At 63.5% G+C, this 17962-nt stretch carries 13 protein-coding genes and 1 pseudogene; 11 read left to right on the top strand and 3 right to left on the bottom strand.

Translation table 11 applies throughout. From position 1 onward, the window contains the following. Nucleotides 1–210: 210 nt before the first annotated feature. Nucleotides 211–795, top strand: a pseudogene (locus SKP52_RS07960) (phage integrase N-terminal SAM-like domain-containing protein); the annotation flags it as partial. 399 nt (nt 796–1194) lie between these two features. Here SKP52_RS07960 and SKP52_RS07955 read toward each other — a convergent pair. Continuing rightward, the gene (locus tag SKP52_RS07955; RefSeq protein ID WP_039573672.1) at nt 1195–1959 is read right to left on the bottom strand and encodes an AraC family transcriptional regulator; all 765 of its coding nucleotides are present in this window, start codon (nt 1957–1959) and stop codon (nt 1195–1197) included. Nucleotides 1960–2051: 92 nt separating this feature from the next. On the opposite strand from SKP52_RS07955, the gene SKP52_RS07950 reads away from it, so the two are divergent. The 7 genes from SKP52_RS07950 (at nt 2052) to SKP52_RS07925 (ending at nt 12312) form a co-directional block, all read left to right on the top strand. After that, nucleotides 2052–3293, top strand: coding sequence for an MFS transporter (locus tag SKP52_RS07950; protein WP_039573669.1), 1242 nt, complete (start codon nt 2052–2054; stop codon nt 3291–3293). A 177-nt stretch (nt 3294–3470) separates the two neighbouring features. After that, on the top strand, nt 3471–3596 hold the full coding sequence (locus tag SKP52_RS27200) for a hypothetical protein (protein WP_267128044.1): 126 nt from the start codon (nt 3471–3473) through the stop codon (nt 3594–3596). Between the two features lie 206 nt (nt 3597–3802). Next, complete coding sequence (locus tag SKP52_RS07945) at nt 3803–7378, top strand: autotransporter outer membrane beta-barrel domain-containing protein (RefSeq protein WP_081997259.1); 3576 nt, start codon at nt 3803–3805, stop codon at nt 7376–7378. Between the two features lie 37 nt (nt 7379–7415). Continuing rightward, nucleotides 7416–8483: a TIGR03032 family protein gene (locus SKP52_RS07940; protein WP_052207966.1), complete on the top strand. Its 1068-nt coding sequence runs from the start codon at nt 7416–7418 to the stop codon at nt 8481–8483. Nucleotide 8484: 1 nt separating this feature from the next. Then, nucleotides 8485–9033, top strand: a complete 549-nt coding sequence (locus tag SKP52_RS07935; protein WP_039573662.1) for an RNA polymerase sigma factor — start codon at nt 8485–8487, stop codon at nt 9031–9033. Further along, entirely contained in the window at nt 9026–9961 is a 936-nt protein-coding gene (locus SKP52_RS07930) for a FecR family protein (protein WP_039573660.1), read from the top strand. Before SKP52_RS07935 ends, SKP52_RS07930 begins: the two co-directional genes overlap by 8 nt. Continuing rightward, a complete protein-coding gene (locus SKP52_RS07925) occupies nt 9958–12312 on the top strand; it encodes a TonB-dependent receptor (protein WP_039573658.1) in 2355 nt (784 codons plus the stop codon). The genes SKP52_RS07930 and SKP52_RS07925 overlap by 4 nt, the downstream gene beginning before the upstream one ends. On the opposite strand, the gene SKP52_RS07920 is transcribed toward SKP52_RS07925, so the two are convergent. Both SKP52_RS07920 and SKP52_RS07915 read right to left on the bottom strand, forming a co-directional pair. After that, complete coding sequence (locus SKP52_RS07920) at nt 12293–13978, bottom strand: FAD-dependent oxidoreductase (RefSeq protein ID WP_081997258.1); 1686 nt, start codon at nt 13976–13978, stop codon at nt 12293–12295. The two genes, SKP52_RS07925 and SKP52_RS07920, sit on opposite strands and share 20 nt — an antisense overlap. A gap of 198 nt (nt 13979–14176) precedes the next feature. After that, nucleotides 14177–15007 (bottom strand): alpha/beta fold hydrolase, encoded by an 831-nt coding sequence (locus tag SKP52_RS07915; protein ID WP_039580272.1) that lies wholly within the window; start codon nt 15005–15007, stop codon nt 14177–14179. Between the two features lie 455 nt (nt 15008–15462). On the opposite strand from SKP52_RS07915, the gene SKP52_RS07910 reads away from it, so the two are divergent. The 3 genes from SKP52_RS07910 to SKP52_RS07900 are packed head-to-tail and all read left to right on the top strand — an operon-like array spanning nt 15463 to nt 17932. Next, complete coding sequence (locus SKP52_RS07910; RefSeq protein ID WP_039573654.1) at nt 15463–16005, top strand: catalase; 543 nt, start codon at nt 15463–15465, stop codon at nt 16003–16005. Continuing rightward, complete coding sequence (locus SKP52_RS07905) at nt 16002–16751, top strand: acetoacetate decarboxylase (RefSeq protein ID WP_039573652.1); 750 nt, start codon at nt 16002–16004, stop codon at nt 16749–16751. Before SKP52_RS07910 ends, SKP52_RS07905 begins: the two co-directional genes overlap by 4 nt. Further along, complete coding sequence (locus SKP52_RS07900) at nt 16748–17932, top strand: patatin-like phospholipase family protein (protein WP_148309059.1); 1185 nt, start codon at nt 16748–16750, stop codon at nt 17930–17932. Before SKP52_RS07905 ends, SKP52_RS07900 begins: the two co-directional genes overlap by 4 nt. The last annotated feature ends 30 nt before the right edge of the window (nt 17933–17962 follow it).

Below are 17962 nucleotides of genomic sequence, written 5' to 3'. Positions count from 1 at the left end.
CGTCCACTTAATCCGGATCAGCTTCGTGCGTACTGCCGCGTAAGACGACTGAACCCCGTTGCCGAATTTGGGAACTCTTGGCCGATGCACGAACCGCTGCGCAGATTGGCGTTAGTATCGATGTAAAGTCGGCCAGCGAGCGCCGCGCCTGATTGAACGCGGGCAGCCGCAGGCAGACCCTTTCGACTCCTTCAGCCTAGGATTCGAACGATGAACGAGCTTATCCAGATTGACCCGATCAGCCCGCTGCGCCAGCGCCTGATCGACGAGATGACAATGCGTCGGTGCTCCAAGGAGACGCAACGTAACTATCTGCGCGAAGTCGGGCGCTTCGCGACGTGGCTGAGGCGCTCGCCGCACACCGCGAGCGCGGAGAATGTGCGCCAGTTCCAGATCGAGCAGCAACAGGCGGGCGTCCCCGCACCAACGATGAACAGCATCGTCGGCGCGCTGAGGTTCTTCTTCACGCATACCCTCGATCGCCCCGATCTTGCGCGTAAGCTGATCCGCACCAAGCACGCCCGCAAGATCCCAGTGGTACTGACCATGGCCGACGTGAAGCGCCTGCTCGATGCGACACGCTCCCTCAAACACCAGGCTGCACTGTCGGTCGCCTATGGCGCGGAGGTCGCAGCCATCGCCTATTACAACAAGCCGCTGGTCTATGACCCGCTGTTCAAGGCCGCCGCCGATACGATGCTGACCATCGCCGCTGACCCCAGGCATCTCGGCGCCCGGATCGGCATTACCGCCGTGCTTCACACATGGGGCTCTGCGCTCACCCATCAGCCTCACGCGCCGCCACGGCCGGCGCTCTCATCCGGGATGCAGGCGCCGTGACCCGGAACGGCCGATCAACACCACCGTCCAGGGCAGACCCGCGCCTGAAAGCAGACCAGCTTGCGCCGGCGCTGCCCAAAAACAGACGCCCGAACCGCAAAATCGGCCCGTCTGCTTTTCGGCGTCCGCTCTGCCGATCTAAATCCAGACGGTCCGCTATCGCGCACGTCCGCTTTTGGGCAGCAACCCTCAGCCCCAAGCCAGACTCGAAACCGCTTTACACATAGCTCAGCCTATGACACCCGCAGTGCGGGCATCGAAGACTTTCCGACGCCTGCCCGCGTCCGAAACCCTAAACGTTGGACGGTCTGCTCTTAGTGCGAAGCAGGCGAAAGCCGACGATGCGGCCGTTCTCTATGGCTTCAAATATCGGCTCGGGGCCACTCCCAGCATGCGCTTGAACATCGTCGAGAAATTACCGGGACCGTCATAACCGAGGTCATAGGCGATCGTTGTAATGGCCTCGCCCGCCGCAAGCTTCGGTAGCGCCACCGACAGGCAGGCCTGCTGACGCCATTCGGCAAAGCTCATTCCCGTCTCGCGCCTGAAAAGCCGCGTGAAGCTGCGCCGGTTCATCGCCATTTCATCAGCCCATTCGTCGATCGTCGCCGCCGCATTCGGCCGTTCAAGAAACGCGTGGCACCGCCGAGCAAGGATCGCGTGCGTAGGAAAAGGAACGGCGAGAGGGATCGACGGCGCTCGTTCGATCTCGGCGAGAAGCAGTCGCATGACCAGCCCGTCGCGACCCGAAATATCATATTCAGGCGGCACGTCGGCCGCCGCGCCGAGCAATTGGCGGAGGAGCGGTGTCACGCCGACGACCTGGCATTCGTCTCCTCGGCTTGCATAGTCGCCGGGCTCAACAAGAACGCTGCGGGTTTGCACAGCGCCGACCATGCGAACCGAATGCGGCGTGCCAGCAGGAATCCACACCGCGCGCTCGGGCGGAGCCACCCATGACCCGCTGGGCGTGTTCACCGCCATGACGCCGGTGGCTGCATAAAGGAACTGGCTGCGGCGATGGCGATGTTCGGCCATCTCATATGAGTCTGGATAGTCGTGCCCGATCGCGATCAGTGGACGGGCAACATGGTCATTCTCGTCGGGATAAAAATCCATCCTGTCCCATTCGCAGAAAAGATTGGCTCATACAACAATGCGGGCGAGGATGCGGCTCGATATGTGCGCCTGACAATTCGAAAGTACTCCCCATGACCATCGCGACCGCCGGCCCGCCAAATTCTCCCGAGCTCGCCTCCCCTGCCGCTCCCGGACAGGATGGACCAAAACTGGTTGTGCAGATCGTGGGCGCCGTTGCCTTCGCGCATCTTCTCAACGATCTGATCCAGGCTGTGCTTCCTGCGATCTATCCCATGCTCAAGAATAAATATCATCTGAGCTTCGGGGAGATTGGCTGGATCGCACTCGTCTACCAAATCACGGCCTCGCTGCTGCAACCGTGGGTCGGCCTCTACACCGATAAACGGCCTCTGCCCTATCTGCTGCCAACCGGGATGTTCGTGACGCTTGCGGGCGTGGGTTGGCTTGCGGCAGCCGGCGGCTATTCATCGCTAATCCTCGCATCCGCCGTGATAGGCGTAGGGTCGGCGACATTTCATCCTGAAGCATCGCGCATTGCCCGCATGGCTTCGGGGGGACGTTTCGGCACGGCGCAGTCAGCCTTCCAGGTCGGCGGCAACACGGGCTCCGCGCTGGGGCCAGTCGTTGCGTCGGCCATCATCCTGCCCTTCGGGCAGGCCGCGGTCGGCTGGCTCGCCTTTGCGGCGGTCGCGGCCATATGGGTGCTGTTCGGTATCACCCGCTGGCGGCTAAACTGTGCCGCTGCCCTGCCAGTCGCCACGGGACCTGCCCAGAGATCCCGCTACAGCCGTCGCGAAATCGTCGGCGCCCTGTCGGCGATCGGCGTCCTGATGTTCGCGAAGTTCATCTATATCGGCGCCTTCACCAACTACTTCACCTTCTACCTGATCGAACGCTTCGACCTGAGCGTGCGTCAGTCACAATTCTACCTCTTCGGCTTCCTCGCGGCGATTGCTGCCGGCACATTTGCCGGCGGTCCGGTGGGGGACCGGATCGGACGCAAGGCGGTTATATGGGCGTCATTCCTCGGCGTCGCACCCTTCGCCATGATCCTGCCGCACGCGAACTTGTTTTGGACAGCCGTGTTCTCGATTTCGATCGGCCTGATCATGTCCTCGGCCTTCGCGGCGCTGGTGGTTTATGCACAGGAACTCGTACCGGGCCGCGTTGGCCTCATTTCGGGACTGATGTTCGGCCTCATGTTCGGCATCAGCGGGATCGGCGCCGCGGGCCTTGGCCAGCTCGCCGACATTTACGGCATCGTGTGGGTATATAAATTCTGCGCTTATTTGCCACTTCTCGGTCTCGCGACAATATTGCTTCCCGACGCCAGCCGTTCACGGATCGAATAACGAGGCTGGCACTTGCCGACTGCCTTTGATGCCACTGATATTGCACGGTCCTGGAAGATTGAGGACTGACGCCTTACCGGTTTGACCGGCCCCGCCAAGTGGTGGAGCGGATTGTCAGCGCAATGAAGTCTCCCTCGCAGCCTGCCCCTCACCGGAACAGCGGTCGAGGACGCGATCGTGTCGGATTTGGGCCGCTTCCTTCTCGACCGCTACAATGGCCGGCTGACCGTTCAGGAAATTGCCGACGGAATCGATCTGGACGCCATTCGATCGCGAACGGCGATCCCCATCATCAGCGCTTGATCCCGGTGGGTTTCGTTCGTCGGCCGACGTCGCGCTGCGCGACCTTTACGGCATGGCCTGCTCCCCTGAGCGAGCTCCCGGCAACTCGCGCGCGTGTCGTCGAACGCGACAAAAAAAGTTTGTCACATTTGTGCGGGTGCGTGTCAGCGGCGGTGTCTCCCTTTCAAAACGCTCAGCTCGCGCTGACGAATGGAAAGGGAAGAGAGATGATTTCAAGCCGCGCACGCCGCAACCTTGCGACTGTCAGCATGGGGGCGCTCGCCACGCTGCTCTGGGCCAACACCGCCGCCGCGCAAGCGCAGGACGCCTGTGGAACGTTGGTCGACGGCGAGGTTTTTTGCCCGTCAGACGGCGCCGACTATCCCGAGGGCATCCGCTATGACGCCCCCGGCAACATCACGCTCAATCTGCAGGACGGGCTGTCGCTGAACCCTGAAAAGGGCGACGCGGGTATCATCGCCATTTCGGAATATGGAAGCAAAGGTTCGGTCGCCATCAACGGCGCTGGCACGTCCATCAGCACCCGTGATGCCACCGGCGTGGTCGTCGAAGCAGAAGGCGACATCCTGATCGACCTGGCAAGCGTGTCGACCGAGGTGGTTACGCCTGGCGAGATCGCGGCCGGGATCACGGTAGCGAACCCCAATGACTCGACGACGATCAATGTCGGATCGGTGCGCACAGTCGGCGATTATTCGAGCGGGATGGTCGTCGAGCATGGCGGCCCGGGCACCGTCACAATCCACGCGGGATCGGTCTCGACCAATGGCTTCGCGTCCGACGGCATCAAAGTGGTTTCGGGCGGCGATACCGAGATCGTGGTCGACACGATCGAAGGCAATGGTGACTATATCTGGGGCATCAACGCGACGAACGGCGTTTTGTGGGAAGAGCAAATGTTGGCGGGCGTCACCTCCATCTCGGTCGGGCGCGTCAATCTGTCCGGAAATTACAACGTCGGCGTGTTCGTCGACAGCGAGAGCAGCGCCATAGTCAATGTCGGCGATCTGAACATCGACGGTTTCGGGAATGCGGGCGTCGCGGTGACGGCCCTCGATACCGCCTATGTGTCTGTCGAGAACGCAACGTTCACGGGCGAGCAGAGCGGCGGCATTTTCGCCGTGGCGGGTTGGGGCAACGCCTATGCGCGTGTCGGAACGCTCACCGCCGAAAACGGTGGCGGCATCGGCGCCCAGTCCTTCGACGGCGCAGCGGACGTCGATGCAGGATCGGTCCATGTGAAGGGCGATCAGGCGATCGGCGCCCAGGCAGCGTCGACATACGGCAGCGCCAGTCTGCGCGTGCAGGATGTTTCCACCGACGGCGTGCTGGCAACCGGCATCCGCGCCGAAGCGACGCGCGGCGAGGTGGCGATCATTGCCGGCAAGGTCGTTACGAATGGCGATGCGTCAACCGGCATTTTTGCAATGGGCCGGACCAACGATGTCCGCGTCCTCGGTTCGTTGGAGACGAAGGGCGAACGATCGGTCGGAATTCTGAGCGCGACGACACGCGGCGACAATTTCGTGCTGACGAACGGCCGCGTGAGCACCCAAGGCGAATCCGCCGATGCGCTGTGGGTTGTCGGCCGATACGGGTCCGCAACCATCCTGGCGACGGGCGAAATCTCGACGATCGGCGATCATTCCGCAGGTATCCGCGCCGTTGGTGAGGACGGCCAGGTTTCGATCGAAGCGCAAAAGGTGACGACCGAAGGCGCCGGCGCAAATGGCATCCACGCGCGAACCCAGTTCGTGGAATTTTATAGCGGTCATATTCCCGGCGAACCCGTGCCCTTTACCGGGAATATCGACATCCGCGCCGCGAATGTCGCCGTCAGCGGCGAGGCTTCGATGGGGATCAGCGCGCGCGGTCTTGGCAGCGCCACGATCCTTGCCGGCAATGTCAGCGCGGTATCGGGCGCGGCAATCGACACCGACATGATCGAGAATGTCACACTCGATCTGCGCGGCGAAATCCGTTCGCAAGATGCCAACGCGGTCATGGCGAGAGGCGAGAATGTCTCGATCGAAATCGGGGCAGACGCGCGCATTGTCGGCGGCCAGAACGGGCTGGTGATCGATGCGATCGGCCAGCGCTGTGTCCTGCCGGACGTCGGCGACGGGTCGCCCAACCCCTGCCCCAACCCCGGAAAAGACACGCAGGACGGACAAATCGGCGTTGCCGCCGTTGCGCCGCCAGTCGATTTTCCCGCCTTCGCCGGCAATGCGAAAATCGTCAATCGCGGCACGATCGAAGCAGGCGAAGGCTTTGCCATTCGCGTCGACCGCGGCGCGATCGCACTCGAAAACAGCGGTACGATTACCGGCGGACTGCAGTTTGCCGGGGGCGACGACCTGTTCGACAATGCCGGGCTTTTCGTCGTCACCAAGGATAGCGATTTCGGCAGCGGCACCGATGTCCTGCGCAACAGTGGCACGCTTCGCGCCGGGGGCGATGTGCGGCTCAACGGGCTTGAGCGTTTCGAGAACAGCGGCGCAATCGACCTGCGTAACGAAAAGACGGGCGACGTTCTGACGATTTCCGGCGACTATGTCGGACAAGGCGATGCGGTCGTGTACCTCGACATCGACGGCGCCGGCCGCGCGTCGGACCGTCTCGTCATCGAAGGTTCGGCATCGGGATCGACCGCGATCGCGCTGACCACCGATCCGACCGAAGCGAAGATCACCGCGGCCAAGGGCGTCCTGCTCGTCGAAGTCGAAGGCCAATCGACCGCCGATGCCTTTGTGCTCGCCGACGCGACGCGCGACATCGGCCTTGTCCGCTATGCGTTGACCTATGACGCGGCGAGCGGCAGCTACAGCCTCGTCGGCCGCGCGGGCGCGGGCACATTTCGCCAGCTCGGCGCGCTCCAGGCCGCAGACCATATGTGGGATACGAGCGCCGATATATGGCGCGCGCAGGGCCTGTCGCGCCGCGATGCGTTGATGGGCGACCTCGGCACGGTTCCGCGCCTTTGGGGGTCGCTGCAGGGCGGCCGCGCGACGCGCGACTGGACCATAACCGACGGCGACGATGCGATCGACCTCGACTATCGTCAGACACAGCAGGGCGGCCAGATCGGCTATGACCTGTTCGGAAGCGGCGGCGAAACGGGTGCCCTGCGCGTCGGCCTGACCGGCGGCTATGCGACCTCGAAGCTGCGCTATCGCGGCGGCGGCGAGCGGATCGAACTGTCGACCGCCAACGTCGGCATCTATGCCGCCTATGTCGGTGAGCGGCTCTTCGCCAACCTGCTCGTCAAATATGACCATCATGACGTCGAACTGGACACCACGGCGTTCGCATCGGCGCACGATCTCGACGGCTCGACCTGGGGCGCCGACGGCGAGGTCGGGATGCGCTTCGGCAGCACGGGCATGTTCGTCGAACCGGCCGTCGGCCTGGCCTGGTCGGCGACCGACGTCGACAGCCTTGGCACCGCGACCCAGCGGCTCGAGTTCGAAACATCCAAACAGGTCAAGGCACGCATCGGCGCACGCTTCGGCGGCACGAGCCATTTCGCAAACGGCGGAGCGCTTACCCTCTATGCCAGCGGCAACGCCGTGCGGATCTTCGGCGACGACTATGGCCTGACCGTCACCGCCGGCGAAAGCCAGCGCATCGAGGGCGACCGGCTTGGAACCTTCGGCGAAGGGCGCGTCGGCCTGTCCTATCGCGCCGCGGGTGGCTTCGAAGCCTTCGCCGAAGGCCAGGGCGAAATCGGCAGCGGCTATGACGGGCTGACCGGCCGCGTCGGTTTCCGGATCGGTTTCTGACGATGCGGGAGCGCCCTATTCGAACGGAGATGCGGATTTGACGGACGACATATCCGCGTCGCGCGGACTGGCCGGTTGGCTGCGCGACAACCGGCTCAGCTTCGCCTGCACATCCTATCAGACGGGGCTTCTGGTCCTGGTGGGCTCGCATCCCGAAGGCGCAGTGGCGGTCAGCCGCTGCGCCTTCGACCGTGCCATGGGGCTCGCTTGGCGGCCGGGGCGGCTCTATCTAGCGGGCCGGCGCGAGATATGGCGGCTCGAGAATATCCTGCCACCGGGGGAACAGGACGATGCCGGCCATGACGCGGTCTTCGTGCCCCGCAATGCGCAGATCACGGGCGATCTCGATATCCACGAAATGGGGGTGACGCGCGGCGGGCAGATCGTCTTCGTCAACACTGCCTATTCCTGTCTCGCCACCCCCAGCATCCGGCACAGTTTCCGCCCGCTCTGGAAGCCCGATTTCATCAGCCGCCTCACCCCCGAGGATCGCTGCCACCTCAACGGCGTGGCCTTCGGCGCCGATGGCGAGCCCGCTTTCGTCACCGCGGCGGGACGCAGCGACATCGTGGGCGGCTGGCGCGATCAGCGCCGCGACGGCGGGCTGATCATCGATGTTGCGACCGGGGCGACCGTGGCAGACGGGCTGTCGATGCCGCACTCGCCGCGGCTGGTCGGACGCAATTTGTTCTTCCTCGAAAGCGGACGCGGTCAGATCGTCCGTTTTAATCTCGATACCAGCGAGCGCCGGGATGTCGCCTTCTGCCCCGGCTTCCTGCGCGGCCTCTCGATCCACAACGGGCACGCGCTCGTGACGCTTTCCAAACCACGCGAGGAAACATTCGCGGGCTTGCCAATCGACAAGCAGATCAGCATAGGCGGCGGCACCCCATGGTGCGGGGTGATGGTGGTCGAACTCGCGAGCGGTAACATTATAGAATGGCTGCGTTTTCACGGACCACAGAGCGAGCTTTTCGACATCGTCGCAATGCCGGAAATTCTCTGCCCCTCGGCGGTGGCACCGCGCAGCGCGGAGGCGGACCGGATGCTCACCTTCGACTCGCTGCCCGTCCTCGCCGTTCGCGCGCTTGGCGAAATGGCCTGAGATGGCACGCGGGCAAGTCGTGACCGAGCGGGCGAAAACCAAAGCCGCCGACGCGCCTCCCACTGGTCTCGAAGCCGTCTACCTCACGCACCGCGACCGGCTGCTGCGCTTCCTGCGCGCCCGCGGCGCGGGCGCCCGTGCCGAAGACCTTGTTCAGGAGCTATGGGTTCGGATCGCATCGAATCCGGCCGGGCCGATCTTCGATCCGCTCAGCTATCTTTATCGCGCGGCGAACAATCTGATGCTCAACGACTATCGCACGGACGCCCGCAATATAGCGCGCGAAGCAGCCTGGGGAGAGGCACATCTTGTCGGCGTGGCGAGCGCCGCGGAGGCTGGCCTGGCCGCAAAGGAGGAAATCGCGCGAGCCCGAAGCCGTCTCGCCGCGTGTGGCACGCGCGTGCAGGAAATCTTCTTTCTCTTTCGCGTCGAAGGGCTGAGCCAGCGCATCATTGCAGAACGCTATCACCTCAGCCTGAGCGCGGTGGAAAAGGACATTCAGCGCGCCTATCGCGCGATTGCGGCGTTGAAGGAAGAAGACAATGGCTGAACATGGGCCCGATCCGCAAAACGCCGCTATCGACTGGCTCGCCCGTCAGCGCGACCCTCTGTTCGACGACTGGGATGGGTTTACCATATGGCTCGAAGCCGACGCCGCGCACGCGGCCCATTACCAGCGGCTCATGGCACTCGACGCCGCGATTGCCGACGACCTGGCGGCTGACCCGCCGCCGTTTATTTCCCGCGCCGATGCCGCCAGCGACCCGCCGAAACGATGGCGGCGGACCGGCTTGTTCGCGACCGGCGCCGCGGCGGCATTTGCCATGCTCGCCTTCCTCACGCTCCGACCCGACGGCACGTATGAAGTCGCGACACGAGAGGGACAGCGAAAGCATATATCGCTCGCCGACGGCAGCCGGATCGTCCTGAACGAAGCGACGCGGTTGCGGCTCGACAGCGACAAGCCGCGCTCGGCGGAGCTTGTCACCGGCGGGGCACTATTCGATGTCGTCCACGATCCGCGCACGCGGTTTCGCGTCACTTTCGATGGCGGCATGGTCCAGAATCTGGGAACGCGCTTCACCGTCACTCGAAAAGGCGACAGCACCGAGGTCGCCGTCGCCGAAGGCGCGGTCGCGTTTCAGGCCGGGAATATCCGGGCCGAACTGCGTCCGGGCGAGCAGCTTGTTGCAACTGGCAATCGCGTGGTTCGCGGTTCGATCGCGACGGAAGCGATCGGCCGCTGGGCCACCCCAAGGCTCGATTACGATAATGCGCCGCTCCAAACCGTCGCGGCCGATCTTTCGCGCGAACTGGGAGCCCCTGTTTCGGTTTCACCGGGCGCTGCGAATATGCGGATCAGTGCGACGATCCAGCTCGATATCGACGTCGAACACAGCATGGTGCGATTTGGACCGCTGCTTGGTGTCGATGTGCGCCGCGACGGCGATGGGTGGACGCTGTCACCCGGAAAATGAGGCGCGGTTACGGCATCGCCGCCGCTGCGGGCGCCGCCCTCGCGCTGGGGAGTCCCGCGCACGCCCGAGACATGACGTGGATCGAGATTCAAGCCGGCACGTTAAAAGCCGGTCTGCGGGCGCTCGGCGCACAAACCCGGTCGAGCATCGCGCTGGCCGATCCGTCGATGGCCGATCTGAAAATTGGCAAGATCCGTGGCAGGATGACAGCGGATCAGGCGCTGCGCAGGATGGTTCGGGGCCTGGAGGTCGACGTGGTCGTGCTCGATTCCTCCAGTTTCCGCCTCGTTCCCGCGCCCCGCCGAAGACCGCGACGAAGCGCGAACCTGACCGCCCTCCCCGCGCCCAAAATTCAAAAGATGCAACCCAGGGCCGAGATCATCGTCACCGCAAGCAAGCGACAGACGAGCCGATCACAATATCAGGGCATTGTTCAGACCATCGAGGCGGATGATCTTGCCCAAGCCGAATTCCGCGGCACCGAAGCGATCGAACGCGCCGGAACATCGCTCAGTTCGACCCATCTGGGGCCCGGCCGCGACAAGCTGTTCCTGCGCGGGGTCGGCGATTCCAGCTTCAGCGGACATACACAGGCGATAGTCGGGCAATATCTTGGCGAAGCGCGCCTCAACTATTCGGGGCCCGACCCCGATCTTCGCCTATATGACATCGCCCGCACCGAAATTCTGCTCGGACCGCAGGGCACACTTTATGGCGCGGGTTCGCTCGGCGGGATCATGCGGATCGAACCCAACCAGCCCGACCCTGACCACACGCAGTTGTACGCTATCCTGTCGACCTCGGCCATCAAGGGCGGGGCGCTGGGGGCGGAAGCCGCCGCGATGGTGAATCTCCCGCTCGGGTGGAGCGAGGGCGCCGTCCGCCTCGTCGGTTATCGGGTGCGCGAAGGCGGCTATATCGACGATGTTGCGCGGGGCGTCATCAACAGCAACCGGCTCGACATATCCGGAGGCCGGGCCGCGCTGGCCGTCGCGCCTGACGGTGCCTGGCGCGCCGAGATGCTCAGCGTCTGGCAGGATATCGAGGGCCGCGATGCGGGCTATGTCGACCGCCGCGTCGGTCCTTTGGCGCGGGCGGCCGCCATTGCGCAGCCTTACTCGAACCGCTTCCGCCTGGTATCGACGACGCTCCGCGGCGAGCAAGAAGGGGTCGATATCGCGGCGAACTTGTCGCATTCGCACGCGCGCCTGCGCGATATTTTCGACGCAAGCGAGCCGCTTCCCAACACGCTGGCCCTCGCCCGACGCGAGATGTCGGACGTCAGTTCGGCCGAAATTCGGGTCAGCCGCTCGGGATCAGCGGGCAACGGCTGGCTCGTCGGCGGGTCTATGGTCGATAGTCGGACCCGTTTTTCCTCGTCGTTGCTTTACCGGAGCGAGGCACCGTTCGAAACAAACACCGCAGCCTCGATACGCGAATATATCCTGTTCGGAGAAGCGTCGGAGGCAATCGGTCCCCTCGCCCTCTCGATCGGCGCACGGGCGGCGCGATGGCGCGGCCGGGGTCTGCACATGTCGGGCGCGAATTCCCCAGAGGCCCCTTTCGACTGGAGCGACGCGGGATGGAAGATACTTCCCGGCGCATCGGCCTTGCTGACGCTGCCCAGCGACATACAGTTGCTTGTTCGCTATGCCGAAAGCTATCGCCCGCCGACCGCAGCGGCATCATCTGCCGGTTTCATCGCGCTGTCTGGCGATCACTATTCCGCGTGGGAGGCAGCGGTGCGCCGTCCCGACGGCGAAGGTCGGACGCTGACCGGGGCCTTGAGCTTATCGGCGGGCCGCTGGCGCAACGTGCAGGCCGATATCATCGACCATGCCGGCTATCTGACGGCCGCGAATATCGGCGATGCGAGGACATTGACGATCGAGACGAATGCGCAATTGCGCTTGTCCGAATGCCTGACACTGAACGGCGCCGTGACGATGAACCGGGCCATCGTCAACGCCGCGGAACCGAGCCACATCATCGTCGCCGAGGGGCGCTTGCCCAATATTCCAGACATGAACGCCCGGCTGGCCGTCCAATACGATAGTCCGTCTTCAGCAAAAAATCCCTATCGATTATCGGCGACGCTGCGCCACACCGGCCGGTCGCGGCTGGGCATCGGCCCCGAACTCGGGCGGGAGCAAGGCGGCTTTTCCGATGTTGATCTCGACGCGTCGCTGAAATTGGGCAGCGCCAAACTCCATCTCGGCGTTTCCAATCTTTTCGACGCCGCCGGAAACCGCTTCGCGCTCGGGTCGCTCGCCCAACCGGCCGAATCAGATCTTTTTGTCCCGCAAACGCCCCGCCGTGTCAGCCTCGGCATCAGAATCGGGGGTCGTTAGCCGGCGCATCCAAGCACGCCGGGGGTCGCCTCATTACCGAGAACGGGATAGGCAGAGTGACCCGGGACGTTTCCGATCCTCGGTGGCGCTTGGCCAGCATGGCCGATATGCGGTCGGCCGTTCGCAAGGCAAGCGCGACGATCGTCAGCGTGGGATTTGCCCAACCTGCGGTTGGAAAGGTCGAGGAACCCACAATATAGAGATTGCTGACGCCGTGAACGCGTCCATCCGCATCGACCACGCCCGTGCGCGGAGTGTACGACATCCGAGTTGTCCCGATATGATGATAACCGCCGATCGGGTGCGAAGAGATCAGCGGATCGGTTTGCCAGTTCGGCCCATCTTCGGCGAGCCAGTCCGCGGCCTCGACCCGCCCTATTTCCAACCGGCTTATTTCTTCATCCAGCGCCCGAACCAATCCCGTCACGCTCCGTTTGTCGAGATCCGATAACCGCCAATCGAGATTGACCCGCCGGACACCCAGAGCATCGATCTCGCTCCCAAGCGTAATGCGACTTTCGGGGTTCGGGGCCTGCTCAGCGCGAACCAGGAGCGCGATATCGGCTAATCCCGCCTTGTGCAGTAACCAGGGGCGTGCCGGATCGATATGCTGCTGCGCCCAGTTCGCGGCCTTTTTCGTCGCCATCCAGAGCGCGCGTCCCCGCCTCGTCGGGGCGATATCGTGCTTGAGGCTGCCGTAAGCGCGCATGCCGACAAATTGTGCAGCGCGCGCCGGTTGGCGGGCTACGATCGTCAGCGAGCTGTTCAATATACCCTCGCGCCGCTGGAGTGCGGCGGCTGGCGTTACGAGTGCCGCGACATCCTGCCCGGCGACGCGGTGGCGCCGTGCGAAGGATTTGAGCAGATTCCAGCTGTCGCCGCCCACGATGCGGCCGCCGCGCGCGTGCGGGTGTTCCATGAAGTAGCGGCCGACCTGATCATTGTCGTTGCCAATGTGCGAGGCGAGGAGAAGCCGCGCATTTTCTATGCCACCCGCGGCCAGCACGACGATGTCGGCGATCACCATCACCCGCCCACCCTTCAGCGACCGTGCCTCAAGGCACTGCACGGAACCCGCACGCTGCGCGATGCCCACGACGCTCGCGTGGCAAATGATGTGGCACCGGGGATGTGCTTGCATGTCGGCGCAGGCATCGAGGGTAAAGCGGTTGAAGCGCGGATCGAAGGTCCAGATCGGTGTGTGCAGAAGGTGATCCCTGAATTGCGGGACAGGCACGCCCGCGGCGCGCAGGTCCGCGACCTCGAAACGGCGATCCGAAAGGCCGAACATCGGACGCGCTTGCGCATAATAGGGCGCCAGATCATCCCGACCGATCGGCCAGCCGGAATGGGGAACCCAGTCGCGGCGCTCGAAATCAATGGGATCGAGTTCGGCGCAGCGCCCGCCCCATATCGCGGTCGTGCCGCCGAAGAAGCGCATTCGCGCGTCGTGGAGCGGATAATAGTCTTCGCCGATGTTGGAGCCGGCGTTGAGGTCGGCGGTCGCCGCCTCGAAATCCCGGCCGCCGCTTTCGAGAAGCAGCACCTCATGCCCCGCAGCGAGCAGACGCCGCGTCAGCGCGATCCCCGCCGCTCCGGCGCCAATCACACATATCTCGGTCCGGCGCCGGATTGTGCCGTCCACGTCGTCAAGGTCGAGCATCATCGGAAGTCCTGCTTGTCCGCGAGGCCGAGCGCTGCGGGCGCCAAGTAGCGGGAGGCTCCCGTCAATTTCTATAGGGTGCCTTTTTCGGATCGGCTGCGCGGGTCGAGCCCGACACAGCGGGCATCAAAGATGTGCCGTACAGACCATCGCTGGTGTGCGGGGAAGCCCATATGGGCTCACCCCGCGCACCCGATGCGATCAACTGCGAAGGAATTCGAGCAGGTCGCGATTGATGATGTCGGAATGGACCGCGGCCATGCCGTGCGGATACCCTTCATAGGCCTTGAGCACGCCCTTTGAGAGCAGCTTGGCCGACAGCGGCCCCGCATATTCGAACGGCACGACCTGATCGTCGGTGCCATGCATAACCAGCGTCGGAACGTGGATCTTCTTCAGATCCTCGGTGAAGTCGGTCTCCGAGAACGCCTTGATGCAGTCGTAGTGGGCCTTTGCACTGCCAATCATACCCTGACGCCACCAGTTCTGGATCAGCCCCTGGCTGATCTTCGCGCCATCGCGATTGAAGCCGTAGAAAGGCCCCGACGCGATATCGAGATAGAATTGTGAGCGATCCTGGGCGAGCGCCGTGCGAAAGCCGTCAAAGACCTCGATCGACAGGCCACCCGTGTTGCCTGGCTTCTTGACCATCACCGGTGGCACCGATGCGATGAGAACCAGTTTCGAAAGCGTCCCGGGCTTCGCGCGCGCCGCATAACGCGCCGCCTCGCCGCCGCCCGTCGAATGGCCGATATGCACCGCGCCCTTGAGATCGAGCGCCGCGACCAGCGCGGCGACGTCGGTTGCGTAGGTGTCCATATCGTTGCCGGTGTCGGTCTGCGTCGAATGGCCGTGGCCCCGCCGATCGTGCGCGATGACACGGTAGCCCTTCGAAAGGAAGAACAGCATTTGGTTGTCCCACTCGTCGGCCGTGAGCGGCCAGCCGTGATGGAAGACAAGCGGCTGTGCGTCGCGCGGCCCCCAGTCCTTGTAAAATATCTGCACGCCGTCGGTCGTCTTTACGAAGTTCATCATATTTTCTCCTTCTGATCCGGGAAAGGGAGTGGCGGCAAAGCCGGCGGTGGGCCATTCGGCAGCGCCGACAATCGCGGCGGCGGCCCCCGCGCCTATGAGCGCGCGGCGATCGATCATGAATTCTTCGAGTAGCGACATATTGCGATCCCTTGCACTGGGCCTACTCCGTAACTGCCGATGTCGATGGAGTTGACTCTATCAAGATAGCGGATTTAGCGCGAGTCACGACCGTCCATGGGGCGGGGCCGACCTATTCGAAGGTCGAGGCGGCGCGCACACTTGGCACGGGAAATATCCGCCTTCCCGACCGCGCAATCTAAGCTGCGGCCCAGTCGCGACCGACCGATCGCGCCATTCGCTGTACGAACGGCATAGTTCTCTAACCCCGCGGCACAGTCGCGGGGCGATGCCGCCAGCGTCTAGTTCGGCAGCCCCGGCAAGGAGAACGCCGCATGACACATAAGACATCGCTTCATCACGCCAATGGCACGCCCGTCGCCGACAATCTCAATACGCGGCTCTTCTGCTATGGCGACGCCCAGCGTTACCGCCTCGGGGTCAACCACCTTCATATCCCGGTGAACGCGCCGTGCTGTCCGTCCACCAGCTATCACCGCGACGGCGCAATGCACTCCGACGGCAATCTGGGCGCAGCCCCGACCTATTTCCCGAACAGCCGTGACGCCTGGAAAGACCGGCCCGAATTCGCCGAACCGCCGCTGCCGATCGAAGGTGCCGCCGGTCACTGGGACCAACGGATTGACAAGGATCATGGGGAGCAGACGGGCAACATCTTTCGCAAGATGAGCGCGAGCGAGCGCGCATCGCTGTTCGCGAACATCGCGCGGCAGCCCGTCGGCGCATCGCGCGCGGTGCAAGAGCGCCACGTCGCCAACTGCTCCCGCGCCGACCCAGCATATGCCCCAGCGTCGCTGCGGCGCTCGGCCTCGAAGCGCCAGCCTATTGACTCCATCTACGAAGGAACCATGCAATGAAGACCGAAGACGTCGCAGCGCGGGCATTCGCCATGCCGCTCACCAATCCGGCTTATCCGCGCCCGCCATATCGTTTCTACGACCGCGAATATATCATCATCAAATATCGCACCGACCCCGATGCGCTGCGCGCCGTGGTGCCCGAACCGCTCGAAATCGCCGAGCCGGTGGTGAGCTATGAATTCATCCGGATGCCCGATTCCACCGGCTTCGGCGATTACACCGAGACCGGCCAGGTCATCCCGGTTCGCTATCGCGGCGAAGCGGGCGGCTATGTCCACTCGATGTATCTCGACGACGAAGCCCCGATTGCCGGCGGCCGCGAAATCTGGGGCTTTCCAAAGAAGCTCGCCGCGCCGGCCATCGTCCACGAATCCGACGTCATTCGGGGCACGCTACATTATGGCTCGGCGCTCTGTGCCTCGGCATCGATCGGCTACAAGCATGAGATACTCGACGCAGGCCCCGTCCTCGAAAGCATGCGCCGGCCCAATTTCATGCTCAAGATCATCCCGCACGTCGATTGCACGCCCCGCATCTGCGAGCTCGTTCGCTATTCGCTCGAAGATATTGATCTCAAGGGCGCGTGGAGCGGTCCGGCGGCGCTGGCACTCTTCCCCCATGTCATCGCCGACGTCGCCCGCCTCCCCGTGCTCGAAGTCCTTGGCGCAACGCATTTCATTGCCGACCTCACGCTAGGGCTCGGTGAAGTCGTGCACGACTATCTGGCTGGAGACGCGGCGTGACCGGTCCGACACAGGTACGCGACGCGAACTATTTCGATCCCAATGCGACACCCCGGATTGACGAGATAACCGCAAAATACGACCGCGTTGCCCTTATCCTCCAGGGCGGCGGGGCGCTGGGCGCCTATCAGGTCGGGGTATATAAGGCGCTCGGCGAGGCCGGAGCTGAACCGGACTGGATCTCCGGCGTCTCGATCGGCGCGATCAATGCCGCGATCATCGCCGGCAACCGGCCCGCGGACCGGATCGACCGGCTGGAGCAGTTCTGGTCGACCGTCTCGGGAAGAACATTGTGGAGCGATCATCTTCCGGAGTGGGACGTGTTTCGCCAGTTCCGCAACCGGATGAGCGCAATGCTGACGCTGACCGGCGGCGCTCCGGGGTTTTTCGCGCCGCGCCAGCCCAACCCCTGGATGCTGCCGCCCGGCGCGCCGGGCGCAACCAGCTTTTACGATAGCAATGCCCTGCGCGAGACGCTCGAGAAGCTCGTCGATTTCGACATCTTGAACAATGGCGAGAAACGGATCAGCCTGGGCGCGGTCAAGGTTCGCACCGGCAACCTGACCTTTTTCGATAGCGCTAACATGCGCCTTGGTCCCGAACATGTGATGGCCAGCGGGGCGCTCCCGCCCGGCCTTCCGTCGGTGAAGATCGACGGCGAGGATTATTGGGACGGCGGTCTCGTCTCGAACACGCCGCTCCAACACCTCCTCGCGCAAGAGCAGGAAATGAAGTCGCTCGTCTTCCAGGTCGATCTTTTTTCGGCGCGCGGTATGCTGCCGCGTGACATGGACGATGTGCTGACGCGTCAGAAGGACATCCTCTACTCCAGCCGCACCCGGCAAAATACCGACAGCTACCGTCATATCCACGACCTCAAGCTGCAACTGCGCGAAGCACTGAAACGCATTCCTCCCGATCAGCTGACGGCGCTGGAAAAAATCCAGCTTCAGCGGTCGAGCGTGCCCGCATCGGTCAATATCATCCACCTGATCTATCAGCAGAAAACCTATGAGAGTCAGGCCAAGGACTATGAATTTTCCGAGGTCTCGATGCGCGAGCATATCGCCGCGGGATTCGAGGATACGCGCAAGACGCTGCACCACGGGCAATGGCTCGAGCCGTTGCTTACCGACGAATGTATCGTCGTCCACGACGTCCACCGCGACGAAGCGGAGTGAACGCAAAACTTTCCGACCCGAAATTTGGAG

Source organism: Sphingopyxis fribergensis (genome assembly GCF_000803645.1).
Taxonomy (GTDB): Bacteria; Pseudomonadota; Alphaproteobacteria; order Sphingomonadales; family Sphingomonadaceae; genus Sphingopyxis; species Sphingopyxis fribergensis.
Note: the sequence above shows the minus strand (reverse complement) of the source record. Positions and strands in the feature narration are given on the sequence as shown.